Annotated in this window: 18 protein-coding genes; 13 read left to right on the forward strand and 5 right to left on the reverse strand. The window is 43.5% G+C overall.

The window, feature by feature from the left end; genetic code table 11:
- The first annotated feature begins 27 nt into the window (after window positions 1-27).
- Window positions 28-690: a hypothetical protein gene (locus BMY70_RS18420; protein ID WP_090337731.1), complete on the forward strand. Its 663-nt coding sequence runs from the start codon at window positions 28-30 to the stop codon at window positions 688-690.
- Between the two features lie 92 nt (window positions 691-782).
- Here BMY70_RS18420 and BMY70_RS18425 read toward each other — a convergent pair whose 3' ends face one another.
- Both BMY70_RS18425 and BMY70_RS18430 read right to left on the reverse strand, forming a co-directional pair.
- Complete coding sequence (locus BMY70_RS18425) at window positions 783-1,628, reverse strand: T9SS type A sorting domain-containing protein (RefSeq protein ID WP_090337733.1); 846 nt, start codon at window positions 1,626-1,628, stop codon at window positions 783-785.
- 9 nt (window positions 1,629-1,637) lie between these two features.
- Complete coding sequence (locus BMY70_RS18430; RefSeq protein ID WP_143072121.1) at window positions 1,638-2,246, reverse strand: type VI secretion system tube protein Hcp; 609 nt, start codon at window positions 2,244-2,246, stop codon at window positions 1,638-1,640.
- 239 nt (window positions 2,247-2,485) lie between these two features.
- Between BMY70_RS18430 and BMY70_RS18435 the strand changes: the two genes are divergently transcribed.
- The 5 genes from BMY70_RS18435 to BMY70_RS18460 all read left to right on the forward strand — a co-directional run bounded on the left by BMY70_RS18435 (window position 2,486) and on the right by BMY70_RS18460 (window position 7,457).
- A complete protein-coding gene (locus BMY70_RS18435) occupies window positions 2,486-2,674 on the forward strand; it encodes a hypothetical protein (protein ID WP_090337734.1) in 189 nt (62 codons plus the stop codon).
- Between the two features lie 382 nt (window positions 2,675-3,056).
- Entirely contained in the window at window positions 3,057-3,383 is a 327-nt protein-coding gene (locus BMY70_RS18440; RefSeq protein ID WP_143072122.1) for a hypothetical protein, read from the forward strand.
- 77 nt (window positions 3,384-3,460) lie between these two features.
- On the forward strand, window positions 3,461-3,691 hold the full coding sequence (locus BMY70_RS18445) for a hypothetical protein (RefSeq protein ID WP_143072123.1): 231 nt from the start codon (window positions 3,461-3,463) through the stop codon (window positions 3,689-3,691).
- 786 nt (window positions 3,692-4,477) lie between these two features.
- Window positions 4,478-4,807 (forward strand): PadR family transcriptional regulator, encoded by a 330-nt coding sequence (locus tag BMY70_RS18455; RefSeq protein WP_090337741.1) that lies wholly within the window; start codon window positions 4,478-4,480, stop codon window positions 4,805-4,807.
- A 1-nt stretch (window position 4,808) separates the two neighbouring features.
- Window positions 4,809-7,457, forward strand: a complete 2,649-nt coding sequence (locus BMY70_RS18460) for an ABC transporter permease (protein WP_218148643.1) — start codon at window positions 4,809-4,811, stop codon at window positions 7,455-7,457.
- Window positions 7,458-7,799: 342 nt separating this feature from the next.
- Here BMY70_RS18460 and BMY70_RS18465 read toward each other — a convergent pair whose 3' ends face one another.
- Window positions 7,800-8,093 (reverse strand): putative quinol monooxygenase, encoded by a 294-nt coding sequence (locus tag BMY70_RS18465; protein WP_090337743.1) that lies wholly within the window; start codon window positions 8,091-8,093, stop codon window positions 7,800-7,802.
- 307 nt (window positions 8,094-8,400) lie between these two features.
- Between BMY70_RS18465 and BMY70_RS18475 the strand changes: the two genes are divergently transcribed.
- The 7 genes from BMY70_RS18475 (at window position 8,401) to BMY70_RS18500 (ending at window position 12,416) form a co-directional block, all read left to right on the forward strand.
- Window positions 8,401-8,721 (forward strand): winged helix-turn-helix transcriptional regulator, encoded by a 321-nt coding sequence (locus BMY70_RS18475; RefSeq protein ID WP_090337746.1) that lies wholly within the window; start codon window positions 8,401-8,403, stop codon window positions 8,719-8,721.
- A gap of 171 nt (window positions 8,722-8,892) precedes the next feature.
- On the forward strand, window positions 8,893-9,216 hold the full coding sequence (locus BMY70_RS18480) for a type II toxin-antitoxin system HigB family toxin (RefSeq protein WP_229209668.1): 324 nt from the start codon (window positions 8,893-8,895) through the stop codon (window positions 9,214-9,216).
- 29 nt (window positions 9,217-9,245) lie between these two features.
- Window positions 9,246-9,623: a helix-turn-helix domain-containing protein gene (locus BMY70_RS18485; protein ID WP_090337747.1), complete on the forward strand. Its 378-nt coding sequence runs from the start codon at window positions 9,246-9,248 to the stop codon at window positions 9,621-9,623.
- Window positions 9,624-9,653: 30 nt separating this feature from the next.
- Window positions 9,654-9,809 (forward strand): hypothetical protein, encoded by a 156-nt coding sequence (locus BMY70_RS31095; protein ID WP_218148644.1) that lies wholly within the window; start codon window positions 9,654-9,656, stop codon window positions 9,807-9,809.
- Window positions 9,810-9,841: 32 nt separating this feature from the next.
- Complete coding sequence (locus BMY70_RS30700; protein WP_143072124.1) at window positions 9,842-10,060, forward strand: hypothetical protein; 219 nt, start codon at window positions 9,842-9,844, stop codon at window positions 10,058-10,060.
- A 93-nt stretch (window positions 10,061-10,153) separates the two neighbouring features.
- A complete protein-coding gene (locus tag BMY70_RS31345) occupies window positions 10,154-10,783 on the forward strand; it encodes a hypothetical protein (RefSeq protein ID WP_143072125.1) in 630 nt (209 codons plus the stop codon).
- A 256-nt stretch (window positions 10,784-11,039) separates the two neighbouring features.
- The gene (locus BMY70_RS18500; protein ID WP_090337752.1) at window positions 11,040-12,416 is read left to right on the forward strand and encodes a YopA family protein; all 1,377 of its coding nucleotides are present in this window, start codon (window positions 11,040-11,042) and stop codon (window positions 12,414-12,416) included.
- 36 nt (window positions 12,417-12,452) lie between these two features.
- Here BMY70_RS18500 and BMY70_RS18505 read toward each other — a convergent pair whose 3' ends face one another.
- Window positions 12,453-12,794, reverse strand: a complete 342-nt coding sequence (locus BMY70_RS18505) for a hypothetical protein (RefSeq protein ID WP_090337754.1) — start codon at window positions 12,792-12,794, stop codon at window positions 12,453-12,455.
- Between the two features lie 114 nt (window positions 12,795-12,908).
- Window positions 12,909-17,201, reverse strand: a complete 4,293-nt coding sequence (locus BMY70_RS18510) for a cobaltochelatase subunit CobN (protein ID WP_090337756.1) — start codon at window positions 17,199-17,201, stop codon at window positions 12,909-12,911.
- Between the last annotated feature and the right edge of the window lie 164 nt (window positions 17,202-17,365).

Genomic DNA, 17,365 nt, shown 5'->3' on the forward strand with positions numbered 1-17,365 from the left:
GTCATGTACTAATCAAAGTCAGAAATCATGTTTTTAGGACATTACGGTCTCGCCCTTGCCGCGAAGAAAATCGCTCCCAAAGTTTCGCTTACCATGCTTTTTGTAGCTGTGGAATTTGTAGATATCCTCTGGCCATTTTTATTGCTCTTCAATATTGAAACCGTGAAAATACATCCTGGTTTTACCGAAGTGACACCTTTTGAGTTCGTCCATTATCCCTATACGCACAGCCTTTTTATGGGAGTTGTCTGGGGACTTATCGTTGGCGGCAGCTTCTGGTTTTTCAAAAAGGATACCAAAAGCGCGGTTGTTGTCGGTCTCGCGGTGTTGAGTCACTGGTTTCTGGACGTGATTGTCCACATCCCGGACCTGCCCCTGACGCCTTTCGGTGATTTCAAAGTCGGGATGGGTTTATGGAATTACAAGGCGATAACCATATTGCTGGAAAGTATTATCTTTTTCGGCGGCGTTTATATTTATGCAAAAAGTACGAAAGCTATCAATGCCCAAGGTATCTGGGGATTGTGGATCATGACCGGCTTTTTCCTTCTGGCCAACGCCTATAACCTGTTCGGCCCGCCACCAGAAGATAATGTTATGGTCTTATTTGTTTCATTTGCCGTTTTGCAGGTGATTGTGCTGGGATTGGCTTGGTGGGTGGATCGGAATAGGGTTGGGCAAATTAAGTGAAAGACCTTGGTTACTGCTGATGATATTGTTAGGCTTAGTCTCCGAACCGCCGGGGATCCGGAGACTACACCTAACGCGGAAGCGTTAAGAAATTAACGGGTGATTATGAACGAATTGCTTGCCTGCTGTTGCTTTGCACTGATTTGTATATAATAGGACCCAGGCTGTGTGGCAACTCCTGGTAAAGTTATAAGCTGATTTTCAGGCAATGAATACTTTGTATTCTGATAAATCGAATTTCCTCTTTGGTCGTAGATGCGTATTGAAATACTTTCCTTTTTAACAGTGCCGGACACTATAAAGGCAAGCTCTTTACCCGTACCCGGATTTGGATACGCATTAATTGTCAGTTCCTGACTATATCCTTTGATGGCAATAATCCTGCTGTAAGTAAAACCTCCATCCAGATCGACCTGCTTTAATCGGTAGTAAGTGTAGCTGGTTTCCTGATTCGGGTCAGTGAATTGGTAGGATACGTTGGCCGAAGCATTACCCTGGCCCTTTACAGATCCGGCAGTTTGAAATCCTTCCGCTGGGTTAAGCGTTCGTTCAATCACAAAATGGTCATTATTAACTTCACTGGTCGTCGTCCAATCCAGTTGTATCTGCCTGGCATCAAGACGTTTCCCGGTAAACGTTACAAGTGTGACCGGAAGAGGTGTTAACGCGCATGATGAGCCGCAATCCTGAAGGACACGGGTATTGGCTGCTTTATTGTCTCTTCTGTTTTTAACAGGACGCTTGGTATAATAACCGGCTCTTGTTCTGGCGAGCATCTCATCAACCTTCTTTTTTGTTTTGGAAACAGGAGGATTGGACAGTCGTACCGGCTTTTTGCTGTCCGCTGCCATGGAAGTCTCTAGCAAAGCTATCCAACTTATAGCAGCAATCAGCACGAATCGGATAAACCCGTAGCCATTCATATATAAAATTGGCATGATATTCTTTTAAAAAGCTATATTCTTAATACGATCCCAGCCAAAAGGAGAAGGGTTTTGAGTCACTCTGCCATCAGGTGCAATAGCGTAGGTAAAAATTTGCAAAGTTCCGTATTGCAAAGTATAGCTTTCTTCAACACATCCGCCGCAATCTCCATTGGCACTGGCAGAAAAACCTTTGACCCCGGCCATGCCCAACAGAATTTTATACGTAACGACAGGCTCTACCGTGCCTGAACGGCCTTGTAATATAATTTCTACAGTCTTTATTAAGATTCCACTTGCCTGAAATTGCAATAGTTTTGTGGAAGCGAGATCTACATTTTTAGTGAAAGAAAAATCCCCAAATGATATTTTCCCGGCACCTGCACCGGAACCGGAAGCACCAATGTTCAAAGTCTGTTCTGTTTCAAACTGCATACTGGACACCTCCATGTAATCTTTAAGATCTACCCTTTTTCCATTATCAAAAATAGTACCTGCCTGCGGGCTCACACCAGAGGTTAAAACCCTGTCCCTGTCATCGGTACATTTAATATAGATTGTTTGGGCCATAGCTGACCCTGTAATCAAAAAAGCGAAAAGTAATCCGGTAAAGGCAACGTAAATTTTTTTCATAAAGTAGAGCAAATAAAGTTTTTACAATATTTTTAAGTTTCCTGTCACAACAACAGTTAGGGGTAAAGTTAAAAATATTATAAAATATTAAACATTAAAATAGGGTTTAAATTACTGATTAGTAGGGGTATTGGGTCTGGATATAGTATTCTAAAACTTTAAGTTGTGAAATACTCCAAAATAGAATTATTTGGGTTTATCCAACTTTTTCAGAACTCAAAAACAACGAATCTTCACGGGTGAATTTCTATCGAAGTGATAAAATTGGGATAGCGCATTTTGAAAATAAATACCCGGATCTGCCTTTGACGCCTTTTGGTGATTTCAAAGTAGGGATGGGTTTATGGAATTATAAGATGATCACCATATTGCTGGAAAGTGTCATCTTTTTCTGCGGCTTTTATGTTATCCCATATCATCATGCCTAACGGAAGCCAATACGAACCGTTCCGAAGGAACGGGCAGACGGAAATTTAACCGATTTCCTACCAACGAAATGTTCCTATCGGAACAAAATGGCAGAATATTTCATCGTCCCCATCGGGACATTCGGTTGGTAGAAAATTGTCCCATGGGGACATTTCGTTGGTAGGAGTTTGGGTGTGTCGATATGGTTTTCGTTCCGAAGGAACGGGCAGACGGAAATTTAACCTATTTCCTACCAACGAAATGTTCCTATCGGAACAAAATGGCAGAATATTTCATTGTCTCCATCGGGACATTCGGTTGGTAGAAAATTGTCCCATGGGCACATTTCGTTGGTAGGAGTTTGGGTGTGTCGATATGGTTTTCGTTCCCTAGGAACGTTTTGTGAAATTCCCGTTAGCAGCCGTGTTGAGCCACTGGTTTCTGGACGTGATTATCCACATCCCGGATCTGCCTCTGACGCCTTTTGGTGATTTCAAAGTAGGGATGGGTTTATGGAATTATAAGATGATCACCATATTGCTGGAAAGTGTCATCTTTTTCTGCGGCTTTTATGTTATCCCATATCATCATGCCTGGCGGAAGCAAATACGAACCGTTCCGAAGGAACGGGCAGACGGAAATTCAACCGATTTCCTACCAACGAAATGTTTCTATCGGAACAAAATGGCAGAATATTTCATTGTCCCCATCAGGACATTTGGTTGGTAGAAAATTGTCCCATGGGGACATTTCGTTGGTAGGAGTTTGGGTGTGTCGATATGGTTTTCGTTCCTTAGGAACGTTTTGTGAAATTCCCGTTAGCAGCCGTGTTGAGCCACTGGTTTCTGGACGTGATTGTCCACATCCCGGATCTGCCTCTGACGCCTTTTGGTGATTTCAAAGTAGGGATGGGTTTATGGAATTATAAGATGATCACCACATTGCTGGCAAGTATTATCTTTTTCGGCGGCATTTATATTTATGCAAAAAGCACGAAAGCCATCAACGCGCAGGGTACCTGGGATTGTGGATCATGACCGGCTTTTTCCTTCTGGCCAACGGCTACAACCTGTTCGGCCCGCCACCGGAAGATAATGTCATGGTCTTATTTGTTTCATTTGACGTTTTGCAGGTGATGGTGCTGGGATTGGCCTGGTGGGTGGATCGGAATCGGGAGATAAAATAGGTTGAGGAGTTTCAATTTATGTGGTTTTAGGACGATTGAATTTCAATCGTAAAGCATGATTTAAAATTGTGCGCATCAATACGAGCCGTTCTGAAGGAACGGTAGCCAGGAAATAAACTTTGCTTTCTACCAACGAAATGTTCCTATCGGAACAGAAATGCCTGAATATCTTAATGTCATTGAGCCATTGGGACATTTTGTTGGCAGAAGTATATCAACGTAGCGTTCGTTCCGTAGGAGCGTTTCGTGAATTTTTAATGGATTCTGAATTCACTCATGAACTGCAAGAGGGAGTCATCCAGGATTCCAATAAGATTTCCTTTTTTATCCTCAAAAAGATACTTTACTAGATTTCATGCGAAACATTGCTGCTAGTGTAAAAACAACGTCAATCTTTTTTAGAGTATATTATAACCACTTTTCCATACATCTGGTGGTTAATCATCTTAACACGCCGGAATGACCCAAATGAAAATCCCCGTCCAAATCCGAACACTCAACCGTTCAAAAACGAACAATCTCGATCCACCAAAACCCGCATTACGCTCCCAAAACCCAATTTCCCACCAGTGGCCTCACATTTGCTATGCAAAGAGAAAAGATATACTCGACCAGCAGAAAAATGTAATATCCGCCGATGAAAGGAACCCAGTTAGGAGAGTTTGAAGAAGTTGTTTTGCTCACCATTGCTTTGCTGTATGATGATGCGTACGGTGTTGCTGTTGTGGAGGAGTTGAGTCAGCGTTTGCAGCGACCTATGAGCCTGGGCGTTGTGCACCGGACCATGCAGCGGTTGGAGGAAAAGGGATTGGTCCGGTCGCGTTTTGGTGAGGCTACGGCTGAGCGTGGCGGGCGGCGTAAGCGTATGTTTTCGGTGACCGCAGATGGCGAGCAGTCGCTGCGGGAAGCACGGCGAATCCGGGATGAATTGTGGGGTGGTATCCCTGAAACCGCTTTTGGAAATTGATATGGATAGCAGAAAAGATAAAGGACCACTGCCGCCATGCTGGGCGGAATGGCTGATCGGACGCATCACAGCCCCGCATATACGAGAAGAAGTTCTGGGCGATCTGTACGAATTATTTCAGAGTCGGGTTCGCAGTCATGGATCAACAAAAGCGGGGCTGTTTTATGTGCTGGAAATGCTGCTGTTGTTGCATCCCCGGCTTTGGCGCAGCCCTGCGCATTCCACCCAGTTAAGTAATCAGTTTACTTTCGATTCACCATCAAACCCGACAGCCATGTTCAGTAATTATTTTAAAGTCGCTTTAAGAAAACTCAGTCGCCACAAATCGTACACCGTTATCAATGTCGTAAGCCTGAGCCTGGGTATCGCCTGCGCTATTTTGATTTTTACATTGGTCAAATACCATTTGAGTTTTGATCATTTTCATGCAAATGAAGACAGGATCTACCGCATTTATACCGAGCTTCATAAGGAAAAGGTGACATATAGTACCGGCGTTCCCAACCCGATGGGCGAGGCGTTCCGAAGCGGGTATAGCGTAGCAGAAAAAGTGGGCAGGATTGCATTTGTAAATAAACGGGTCGTAAGCCTGTCGCCGGAGAAAAAGTTTGAAGAAGATCTCGCATTTGCAGATCCCGAGTTTCTGGACATTTTCGATTTCCCATTAATAGAAGGCAGTTCACAAACCGCGTTGCAGGAACCTAACACAGCCCTGATCACGGATCGGATCGCCAAAAAATATTTTGGAAATCAAGACCCGATCGGGCAGCTGTTACATATCGATGAATCGCTGGTTGTCAGGATCACAGGCGTTCTCCGTAATCTGCCGGCGACTACAGACTTCCGTTCGGAAATTTATCTGCCCTTTGCCAGTTTGAAAGACCACAGTCCCTGGATGGTCGAAAAGGATTGGTGGCTTGGTTACAACAAAGAAATGCAGTGTTTTGTCCGCTTGAAACCGGGGGTATCTGCCGATATGGTAGACTCCAAAATTCTTCGTGATATTGCTGATAAACATTACGACAAGGAAATGGCGAAACAGTTTCATTTCAAATTGCAGCCACTTTCTGATGTCCATTTTAATCCAAAATTACGTGGATATACAGAGAAGAAAAACCTGTGGACCTTTGCACTTATCGGCTTGTTTCTGGTCGCCACGGCTTGTGTGAATTTTATCAATCTGGCTACGGCGCAGGCTTTGGGGCGTGCGCGGGAAATAGGTGTTCGTAAAGTGCTTGGTAGCCAGCGGGCAGCACTTTTCTGGCAGTTTATCACAGAAACAGGCATCATAACAGCATTGGCGCTGCTCATCGCGCTGGGACTGACCTATCTGGCTTTGCCTTTTATTAATAATTGGTTCAGCATTGCGCTGATCGTCAATCCTTTAACGGATACTTACCTGCTTGCCTTTCTTCTTGGCATTTTACTCATCGTTATTTTCTGTTCCGGTGCTTATCCGGGTCTTATTCTGGCCCGTTTCCAGCCGGTACTTGCTTTGAAGGGAAAACTTTCTCAAAGATCCGTGGGCGGTTTTTCGCTGCGAAAGGGCTTGGTTGTGGGTCAGTTTGCTATTTCGCAGCTGCTGATCATCGGTACGCTTATCGTGACCAACCAGCTGCGTTATTCCCAGCAGGCTGATATGGGTTTTCAAAAAGATGCCATGATAATCTTGTCCGTTCCGAACAACCAAAAGGCAAAAACCAATTCGCTGGCAGCCCAGCTCTCGGAAATGGCAGGCGTTGAAAATGTGACCTTTTTTGATTCACCACCAGCAACTGAGACCATCGGGAGTACACCGATTCAATTTGATTCACGACCGGAAGCTGAAAAATTCAACATTTCTCTCAAATCCGCAGATCACAATTATATCCCGACGTTCAAAATTTCCGTTCTGGCTGGCCGCAATTTGAATCCATCCGACACGGTCAGGGAATATGTGCTGAATGAGGCGGCAGTCAAAGCCCTTGGATTGGCTTCCACACAGGAGGTAATCGGGAAAACTGCAACGATTAATAATCGCAAGGGTACCATTGTCGGGGTGATAAAGGATTTTCATTTCAAGTCATTCCGCACGACTATCGAGCCACTTTGCCTTACGACCTGGGGGGAAGTTTACAATAGTTGTGCAGTTAATGTCAATACAGCTAATCTGGAACCGATACTTGCAGGTTTCCGGAAAGCCTGGACGGCCACTTATCCATCTTCCGTATTTACTTACCGTTTTATGGATGAAGACATTGAGCGGCTCTACAAGCTCGATAACATGCTTCTGCGGCTCATTCAGGCCTTTGCCGGTATAGCGATTTTTGTCGGTTGTCTGGGATTATACGGTTTGGTATCGTTTATGGCTGCTCAAAAGACGAAGGAAATCGGTGTTCGGAAAGTGTTGGATGCCACCACAACGAATATTCTTTTTTCATTCGGCAAAGAATTCCTGCGACTTCTGCTCATCGCATTTGTGCTCGCAGCGCCGCTTGCCTGGTGGGTCATGGAAAACTGGCTGAACAACTTCGCCTACCGCATCGAACTGGGTGCTGGCATTTTTTTACTGGCAATCCTGATCACTTTTATTGTGGCCTTAATCACGGTTGGCTTCCGAAGTGTGAAGGCGTCACTGGCGAATCCGATCAAGAGTTTGCGGATGGAGTAGGAGGGTTTATATTGAACCATGCCCGCATAAGTTTTAATTACTCTGTCTAACAGCAGCCAATACGAACCGTTCCGAAGGAATGATCATGAAATCAAACTAAGTTCCACCAACGAAATGTTCCTATCGGAACAAATGCCGGATATCCCCATGCCATTGTCCAATCGGGATATTTAGTTGTTAGATGTTTGTCCCATTGGGACATTTCGTTGGTAGAAGTTAAGGCGTGTTGATATGGTTTTCGTTCCTTAGGAACGTCTCGTAAAATTCCTGCTGGCAGCAGGATTTAAGCCACCGGTTTCTTGACATTGTTGTCCAAATACCGGAGTTTATTAGCATTAACTTTTACAAATTCAACAATTCAGTATGGTAAATCGCGGCTGGTTCCTGAATTAACGCAGGAATTTCTGCAACCAGCTTTTTGATGTAAGGCTGCTGATCATGCAGGTCCAGACCTTCCTGGCTTTCCCATATTTCATGAAAAATGAAAATTTCGGGATTTTTTGTACCATGGTGCAGGTCATATTGCAGACAGGCTTTTTCTTCTCTTGATTTTTCAACCAGGTTCAAAAGCATGGCACGTACGTCTTCGATATGCTCAGGTTTGCTTTTAAAAACTACTGTTAAATTGATGGGCATGGAATTTCTGACTTATAATATTTTGATTTTTTCTCTATTATGAAATAGCAAATAAGCTAAAATCAATGGGAAAAACGTAAAAAAGCCGAAGCCATTTTTCACCGCACTGTACACGGTAATGCCTATAAAGATGCCAATAAGGAATGCATTGATCAATTTATTGTTCTTTATCTTTTTCTGCTCTTTCAGTGTTTCCGCGTCGGGAAGTTGGTTTTGTTCCATATTTTCAATTTTATGTTTTCATAACCCAACTATATTTAGGTAAAGTTGAGGACTAAATTTTGAGTGCGCAATAAGTCAGATATTTATGGCTACTAAAAACGAATTGGTAACCAATGAAACTTGTCCTGCCCAGGCACTTTTAAAGTCGCTTTCCGGAAAATGGAAGCCTGAGATATTTCGCCTGGCTGTGGACGGTACCTTGCGTTTCAGCAGCCTGCTTCGCCAGAGTGAAGGCGCTAACAAACAAACACTGGCAGTTGCGTTAAAAGAGCTGGAAGTCGTTGGACTACTGCAAAAAAATGTGATCAAACAAAAACCTTTGCACATTGAATATGTACTTACCGAAAAGGGCCAGTCGCTAATTCCTGTTTTTAAGCAATTGGAACGTTTTGGTCAAGGTATTTGATATTCAGGTTTCAGGCATTATCACCATGCCGTTTTAATTCAAAAATTATCTATACAATTGTAATGAAAAATTATCTAGTGAAATAGTTGGCAAACAGCCAACTATTTCCCTAGATTTGTATTGATGTAATTGTTATGAAAATCTTGATAATCAATCCATTGGAATAAGTGCATGGAGCGTTTAGAAAGAGCCTTTTATGACATGATACTATTATATTCCCGCAAACTGGACAAGTTTGCCAGTAAACATTCCGACTCGGGGAAAAGTCTGCGCGTTTGGATATCAGTGGTGGAAAGGGCAGTTTGGAAGAGAAGTTTTGATGTACTTCATGAATTCCCCAAAGCCAAAATCATTAAAGGAGACAGAGCCAGATTCAAGATCGTTGGTAATAAATACCGCCTCATTGTGGAGGTGGATTATGAAGATGGAATTGTAGAGATTAGGTTTATCGGAACACATTCAGAATATGATTTGATAGATGCTGAAACGATATAATCATACTGGATTTAAAAGAAAATAACGACATGACACAGCCACAATGGTTTTTGATAGAAACAGAGCAGGAGTATGAAAGAGCTCTTGCCCGGTATGAAGAAGTAAAACGAGCTTCAAAAAATTCTGCTGATCACAAGGAAAAAATCCTTTTGGTACATCTCATTTCAGAATACGAAAAGGAAAACCGCAACTTGCCGGAGGTTGATCCCATTGAATTAATCAAAATCAGAATGGCGGATTTTGGCTATAAATCCGCGGATCTCGCCAATGAATATGGCGACAAGGGAACAATCAGCAAAGTGCTGAACTACAAACAGGCACTTTCGCTAACCATGATCCGTAAGTTCAGCAAATTGCTGCATATTCCTGCGGATGCTTTGATTAAGGAGTATGAGTTGGTTGGGTAAAAGATATTATTAAACTGGGGACTGTGGATCATGACTGGCTTTTTCGTTCTGGCCAACGCCTACAACATGTTCGGCCCGCCACCGGAAGATAATATCATGATGCTGTTTGTTTCGTTTGTGGTTTTGCAGGTGATTGTGCTGGGGGTGGATTGGTGGGTTGATGGGAATAGGATTGGGGTTGATTGAGGGTTGAGTTGGTTTAGATTAATTATATTCAATTGTTCAATCTAACCCCCAGATCACGTCTGACGGAAGTAAACACGAGCCGTCCCGAAGGAACGGCCAGCCGGAAATTTACACCGATTTCCTACCAACGAAATGTTCATATCGGAACAAAAACACCTGAATATTCCAATGTCATTGTCCCATCGGGACATTTCGTTGGTAGAAGCCGGGAGAGATCGATGTGGTTTTCGTTCCGTAGGAACGTTTGGTGAATTTAAAGATGTGACCGTTAAATAAATAAAGTTTAATTAGTTATTGTTTAATTCCTATCATTGCCATCAAATTACTCAACTACCTCCTCTTCAATGAAAAAATATTTACTTCTGATTGTTCTCTCATTTTTTGTTTTCGGTTGCAGCCCTTTCTATATAACCCGTTACGAATTAGTCACTACTGAGACTTTACCTAATTACGGTCCTAATGGAATTGGCGACGAAGAATATACTGACATTCCACAAGGAGATACAATCTCAATCGTATCTGAAAGTTTATTTCCAAAAATCAAAAAAAGCACTCGCGCCAGACATTCGAAACGGCTTGTATGGATTACTGGTTTTACTTCTAAAACAAGACTTATTTCTAGGGCTAGAATATCAAGAAGAAGCTACCGGAATTTATACCGAAACAGATCTAATGATGAAATAGCAAGTTCTTCATCCACTTCTTCCTATAAAAATACTCCTTCGAATGGTGCTACAATTTACACTGGACCGCGCGGAGGACGATATTATATTAATTCCAACGGAAATAAAACTTATGTTAAAAGAGGCTCTTCGACTTCGTCAACAAGAACATCAAAATCATATTCTTCGAAAAAGTACAGCACATCGAAATCTTCTCGTTCACGTAAATCTTCGAGTTATAAATCTGGGTCATCAAAATCTCGGAGTACTGGAACAAGATCAAGTTATGGATCTTCATATAGAAGAAGATAAATTATTCCCTCATCATAAATCAACGTAATAATGAAAAGTCTTCTCCTGTCTTTGATTCTAGTGTTTGCATTTTCCTGTTCGTCTTCCGACGATGTAAATCCATCGTCTGGTGGATGTGGAACTCATAGTGGACATTCTTTAATTTTAGGTCTCAAAGGTGGATGTTACTATCTTAATGGCAATGGGAATAAGACATACGTGAGCAGAAGTGAATGTAATTGTTGATAAAGTTAGCTAAAATCAATAAATAGAAATTATGAACCATCCTGTTGAAGACTTGTCTAAAGACCTCCCGTCGCTTTTAAATAATGGAGTTATGATGTCTCATGCCAATCAAGAAATACTAATTTTTAAGGGTATCTATATCCTAAAAACTGCAAATATTGAAATAGAAATTGATGGAGAAATCTGGTTCATGTGGCTCCCAGATTTCAAGGCCAGATTTTATGGAAATCCCCTTGTAAATATTGATTTCTACAATTTGACATTATTGATTGACCGAAAGGAGATTGTTATAAATGGGGAAGTTTTTGGAGATGTTAGTGGAGTAGATGTAAAGACTGGATTAGGGGTAATTGAGGGAAGAATATCTATTTCTAATACCTCTTATTTAGGCGACATCTCCCAGATGGTTGATAGAATTACTTTTTCTATTCCGAATTTAAAAGAATTTATTGGTTTACCTGTCAAGTATAAATCTGAAAATAATACAGTAAGTATAAGTCAAAGCAGAATATTTTTAGAGGATGGTGAATACCAAATTATTATTGATAGGTGTTCAAATTATTCTGATTTGCATACATCATTAAAAGCTAACGGTGGATATATAATACAATATAACGGGGAATTACGGAAAAAGAACGGGTTGTTAAATTATGACGATGGCCGAGAGGTCCTACATTGCTTGAATAGATTCTTGCACCTTTTAAATGGTATAAATACCTCTGCTATTTTTTTAAAAGGTTGGAAATCAAGTATTTTGAAATGGGGAGATTATACGCCTTATGTTGTAAGACCTTATAAATACGTTTATTCTTGGTCCACAATTGACACTTTTGAGCATATTGGACACACTTGGAATAAATTTAGAAAATATTGGCTTTCTATAGATGATCGCTCAATACTAATTTCAATTATTCATTGGTATGTAGAGGCAAACATAAATTCAGCTTTTATTGAAGGTTCAATTGTTATGGCACAAGCGGCATTGGAGGGTCTATTTAACTGGATAATTATCGAAAATGATCCGGCCGTCAACGCAGTATTAGCTAAGAAATTGGAGAACAAAAACGCAGAGGCTAAATTATTTTTATTACTGAAGAAAATTGAATTGAAGAATGGTATTCCAGAAAGTTTATCTCATTTGGTAGGAATTAAACCTAGAATAAAAAATGGTCCAACTGCAATAATAGAAATCCGAAATGCCTTAGTTCATGGAAATAGAGGAAAAAGGAGGAATTTGAATTTAATTAACAGTGATGTAAGAATTGAAGTATTGAGGTTATCATTGTGGTACATTGAACTTCTACTTTTACATGCACTGGAATATGACAGCAAATACTTTAATCGATGCTCACAATCATTTCCTAATGGTATGCCTGAGCCGTTGCCATGGTCTAATACGCATACCTGAAAAATATTCCTAAATTGAATTGTAATGATGCCAAGGCTATTCTGTAACTGGGTGTAATTCAATTCCTCTTACTTCCTTTTGATAAGCCATAAACCCCAAAGTCGAAATTAATAATATTAAAATAATACAAAAACTGAGTGGAAGTATTTTTTTTAACCTAATCGTAAACGGATATTTTCTATGAAGAAAAATAGCCAAAACGAGAGTTAAGATAATTGAGAAAAATGCTGTTGTGGCGAGACTGCCCAGAAATGAAATGATTAAATTAGATAATCCATTGGGATCTGATAAACTTCCAGTTCCTACAAAAATATGTTCAATTGAAAATTGCGATATCATTAATAATAAGGCAATTATCCAAAGGTATTTGGCTTTCATAAAGGAGGCTAATTTTGATTATCTATTTGTTTTACCAATATAGGCAAGAACAATTATAACGCAATTAAGAAATCAGACTGTAACAATCTAATTTCTTAATTACCGTATTAAATTCTATTCCCCCCTAACCTCCAACAACCCCTCACTCTCCAGATAAACCTCCTTCAACCCCTGCAAAACCTCAGCGGACGGCTCGGCCCATAAGCCTCTTTGCGCGGCTTCGAGTAATCTTTCGGCGATGGCGTGTAAGGCCCATGGGTTGCTTTCGGCGAAAAACTGCTGCATGTTGGCGTCCAGGGCGTAGGTTTCGGCTACTTTTTCGTACATCCAGTCGTCGATCACGTTGGCTGTGGCATCATAACCGAAGAGGTAGTCAACGGTAGCAGTAAGTTCCAGTCCGCCCTTGTAACCGTGTTTTTTGATGCTGTCGAGCCATTTCGGGTTCACAACCCTTGAACGGAAAACACGCAACGTTTCCTCTTTCAGGTCGCGCACCACCGGTTGGGCCGGGTTTTGCGAGTCGCCGAAATAATGTTTTGGCTGCTGTCCGGTAAGGCTGCGTATGGTCGCAATCATCCCGCCATGGAATTGCAGATAATCGTCGCTGTCAAAAATATCATGTTCGCGGTTGTCCTGGTTGTGCAGCGCCACCTCCACGCCGGAAAGACATTGCTGAAATTCGCTGCGGGCATCTACACCCTGCGCGTTCTTCGTATAGGCATAACCGCCCCAGTTGACATAGGCCTGCGCAAAATCCGCATCCCCATGCCAGTTTTTTTCATTGATCAAAGGCAAAATCCCCGCACCATAAGCACCCGGAGCCGCCCCGAAAATCCGGTAACTGGCCCGTTCTTCGGCATCTTCAATCGATAATTCATTGTCTTTTTGCAGTTCAGCCAGATCTTTCAAGTAATGTTTGCGGACAAAATTCTGGTCCAGCGGTTCGTCCAGCGCGATAACCTGCTGCACGGCATCATCCAGCAATTCGATCAGATGCGGGAAAGCATCACGGAAAAATCCACTGATCCGGGTGGTCACATCAATCCGCGGCCGGCCAAGTTCTTCGAGCGAAATAATTTCCACGCCGGTAATGCGCCGGCTTTCCTGCTGCCATACCGGCCGGGCACCCATCAGAGCCAGCACTTCCGCCACATCGTCCCCATGGGTACGCATCGCTGAAGTGCCCCAGATACTGATCCCGACACTTTCAGGATAACGCCCTGTTTCTTTCATGTGACGATCCAGAACCTCCCGTGCAAGCTGCTGGCCCACTTCCCAGGCCGCTTTGGACGGAAGTGCGCGCGGATCTACGGCGTAAAAATTTCGTCCGGTTGGCAAAATATGCGCCATACCCCGTGTAGGCGCGCCACTCGGACCGGCAGGAATATACCCACCGGAAAGTCCGTGCATGAGGTTGGTAATTTCTTCATCCGTCCGCGCCAGATTCGGCACCAGCTGGGTACAGACAAATTCCAGCACAAGCCGGATTCCTGCCAGACCAGCCGTTGAAGGTGCCATATCCAGCGTTTCATACAAAACCTGATCAACGGATTTTGGATGAAAACGATGCTGAGCCAGCACCCGGAACAAATGATTATTCAGCTCATCAATAATCTCCATCGCATCCGCCGCTGTCACCACCGGCCGACCGGCCAGCGACTGAAACTGCGGCGAAACCGAAGCTATTTTCTGACCTTTTTTCTGCAAAAGATCTTCTATTTCAAATCCAAAAAGCGAAGCCATTTCCGACTGCAAACCTGGTACCGTAGCATTGGGCAGTCGGGTCAGTGCTTGCAGCATATCGATCAGCGCGTCACCTTCCGGCATTTGTCCGAGCGTGTGCAAACCGTTACGGATCTGCGCTGCACCCAGTTCACACAAATACCCGTCGATGTCCTCGATCAGGTGGGCAATATCCTTTCCATCCATCTCCGTCAGACTCGCCGGCACACCTTCGGGTGTCATATCATCGTCCCAATCGTGCTTGTGATCACCATGGTCGCGGCTCAGCATTGCAGCCAGATCGGCATCCAGATTGGTCTGTTTGATCAGCTCCCAGATCTGTCTTTGCAGCAAAGGCAATTTTGAAGGGTCGAGCGTTTCCACCTGATAATATTCATCGACAAGCTGGGTCAGCTGCGCCAGTTCGCCATAACTATCCGCGGAAGTCATAGGCGGCGTCAGGTGATCCACCACCACGGCATGAGCACGGCGTTTCGCCTGCGAACCTTCACCGGGATCGTTGATAATAAACGGATAAAAAAGCGGCAGATCGCCCAGAATCGCATCCGGAAAACAGTTTTCCGACAACCCGATTCCTTTGCCCGGAAGCCATTCCAGCGTTCCGTGTTTTCCTACGTGTACAATCGCATCTGCATCCCAGCCATCACGCAGCCAACGGTATAATGCGTAATAATGATGCGTCGGGGCGAGATCTGGCTGGTGATAAATGGCATCCGGATCCATACCATATCCACGGGGCGGCTGCAATGCTACGAACGCGTTACCAAGTTCAAGTCCGGCGAGGGCGATATGGCCATCGTGGACATAAGTTTCGCCGGGTGCCTGTCCCCATTGTTTGGTTATTTTCTGGCGTAAAACTTCCGGTAATTCATCAAACCAGCCCGCATATTTTTCAAACGAAACCTTACCGGCAGCGTTGGAAAGTTGTTCAGGTGTGAGGTAAGTCTGGTCGTAAGAACAGCGGTCAATTAACTGATGAATTAATTCCGTCCCGGTAGCCGGCAGGTTTTTGATCTGATAACCTTCCGCCTGCATCGAATACAAAATATTCATCAGCGAAGCCGGTGCATCCAGTCCGACCGCATTTCCGATCTGGGAAGCTTTGGTATTGGAATTGGTAAAAATGAAAGCGACTTTTTTCTCCGAGTTTTTCAAATGACGTAAACGGGCAAACCGTAGCGCAATTCCGGCCACGCGATCGATGCGGTTGTCGAGTGCTTCATATCCTTTTGCCTGTCTGTCTTTTTCCTTGAAAGAAATCGGAACGGTAATAATCCGCCCGTCAAATTCCGGAATGGCGACATTCATAGCGGTATCCAAGGTACTTAATCCGCGACTGGAAGATTCCCAGGCATTGCGGTTCATGGTACTGGAAATGGCCTGGATAATCGGCACGTTAAGCTGACTCAATGCTTTTTCTGCGCCGGTATTATCAGAACCTGCCTTTTGGATATCGGTAATCGCAAGAGAAAGCGTATTGACCAAAACATCAATCTGAACACCTTTTTCTCCATTGAAAAACTGGAAAGCAACAGGTTGTCCGGAAACCGGATCGGTAACTTTGAGTGATGACGTGAAAATGGGTAAAACATTCATATCACGATCTTCCAAAGCGCCGACCATCGCGTCAATAAAAGCAGTATTTCCACTCGTCCAGTGCGAGCGGTAAAAAGTAATTCCGGCTGTGGGCTGGTCTGGATTATATCGTTTGAGCCAATCGGAAAGATCAGCGTTTTCGGGTAGTTCCGGGTGGTAAATGCCATGTTCTGGCAAGGTAACCGGCGTTTCGGAGCCAAAACCTGTCATTAATAAATGATCAGAAAGGTAATAAAGCAGCGAAGTAAAATTGGTATAACCGCCGGCCTGGAGATATAACATGGCATCATGCAAAATCGCAGGAGAAACCGTAGATGCAGCTGCAAAATCAGGATTTAAATCACCCGTTCCGCTCACGACAATAAGATGCTGTCCGTTTTTCTTAGCCCGATTGATCAATTCATTAAACCCCGGAATAGCACTCGGCCGACCGAGAATCCGAAGAATAATAATCTGTGCTGAGGCAATTTCACCATCGAGCAACTGCTCCATCTGCGCTTCACTTTTCACGGCCATCAGGTTAATGCCTAATGTTTTCGGAAAATCATCCGGCAAATCCTGAATGGTTCGGTGCAATGTTAATAAGTCAGTATCCGCATGGGTAAGGAACACAATCCCTTCCGTAGGCATGGGAGTCTGCCCGATTTTTGTGGAAGCTTCGGAGCCTTTCCAGGTATAAAATTGAAATACATTTTCAGATAATTCTGCTGGCGGAACAAGGAAACGATCGGCCGCGATCATGCTGTCGATGTAATCAAAAATGGCAATAATCTGCCAGTCGCTGTTCACCGAATGAAACCAGACAGAATTCCCGTCAAACAAAAGCGTAACCACATTCGCCAGCGTACAAGGACCGAGGCAGCCGCCTTTTGTCATATGCACCACGTTCCGCATTTTCCGGCGCAGCCATTCACTTTTGTACAATTCAACCGGAATAGGGGCATACCCGCGATCCACCCGACCGCAGCAGCAAGCGTTATAACAATAAGACAAATGTCCCCGGCGCTGTACAAGATTGATGGCTTTCCCATCTGCGCGGGTGATACGTTGGCGTTTTATTTCTGACATAAGTTTTCAAGGGGTTCATGCAAAGCAGGGAAGCGGACGCCGCGCGGGTTGGGCGAAGGTCGCAAAGTTTTTCTTTGTGTTCTTTGCGTTTTTTCTTACCTGCTCTGCGTGAAAATTTATTTCATTTGTTGATAAAAAGAAAGACTCCGGAGTGGGAGTCTTTT

The sequence above is a fragment of the Dyadobacter koreensis genome, assembly GCF_900108855.1.
Lineage (GTDB): Bacteria > Bacteroidota > Bacteroidia > Cytophagales > Spirosomataceae > Dyadobacter > Dyadobacter koreensis.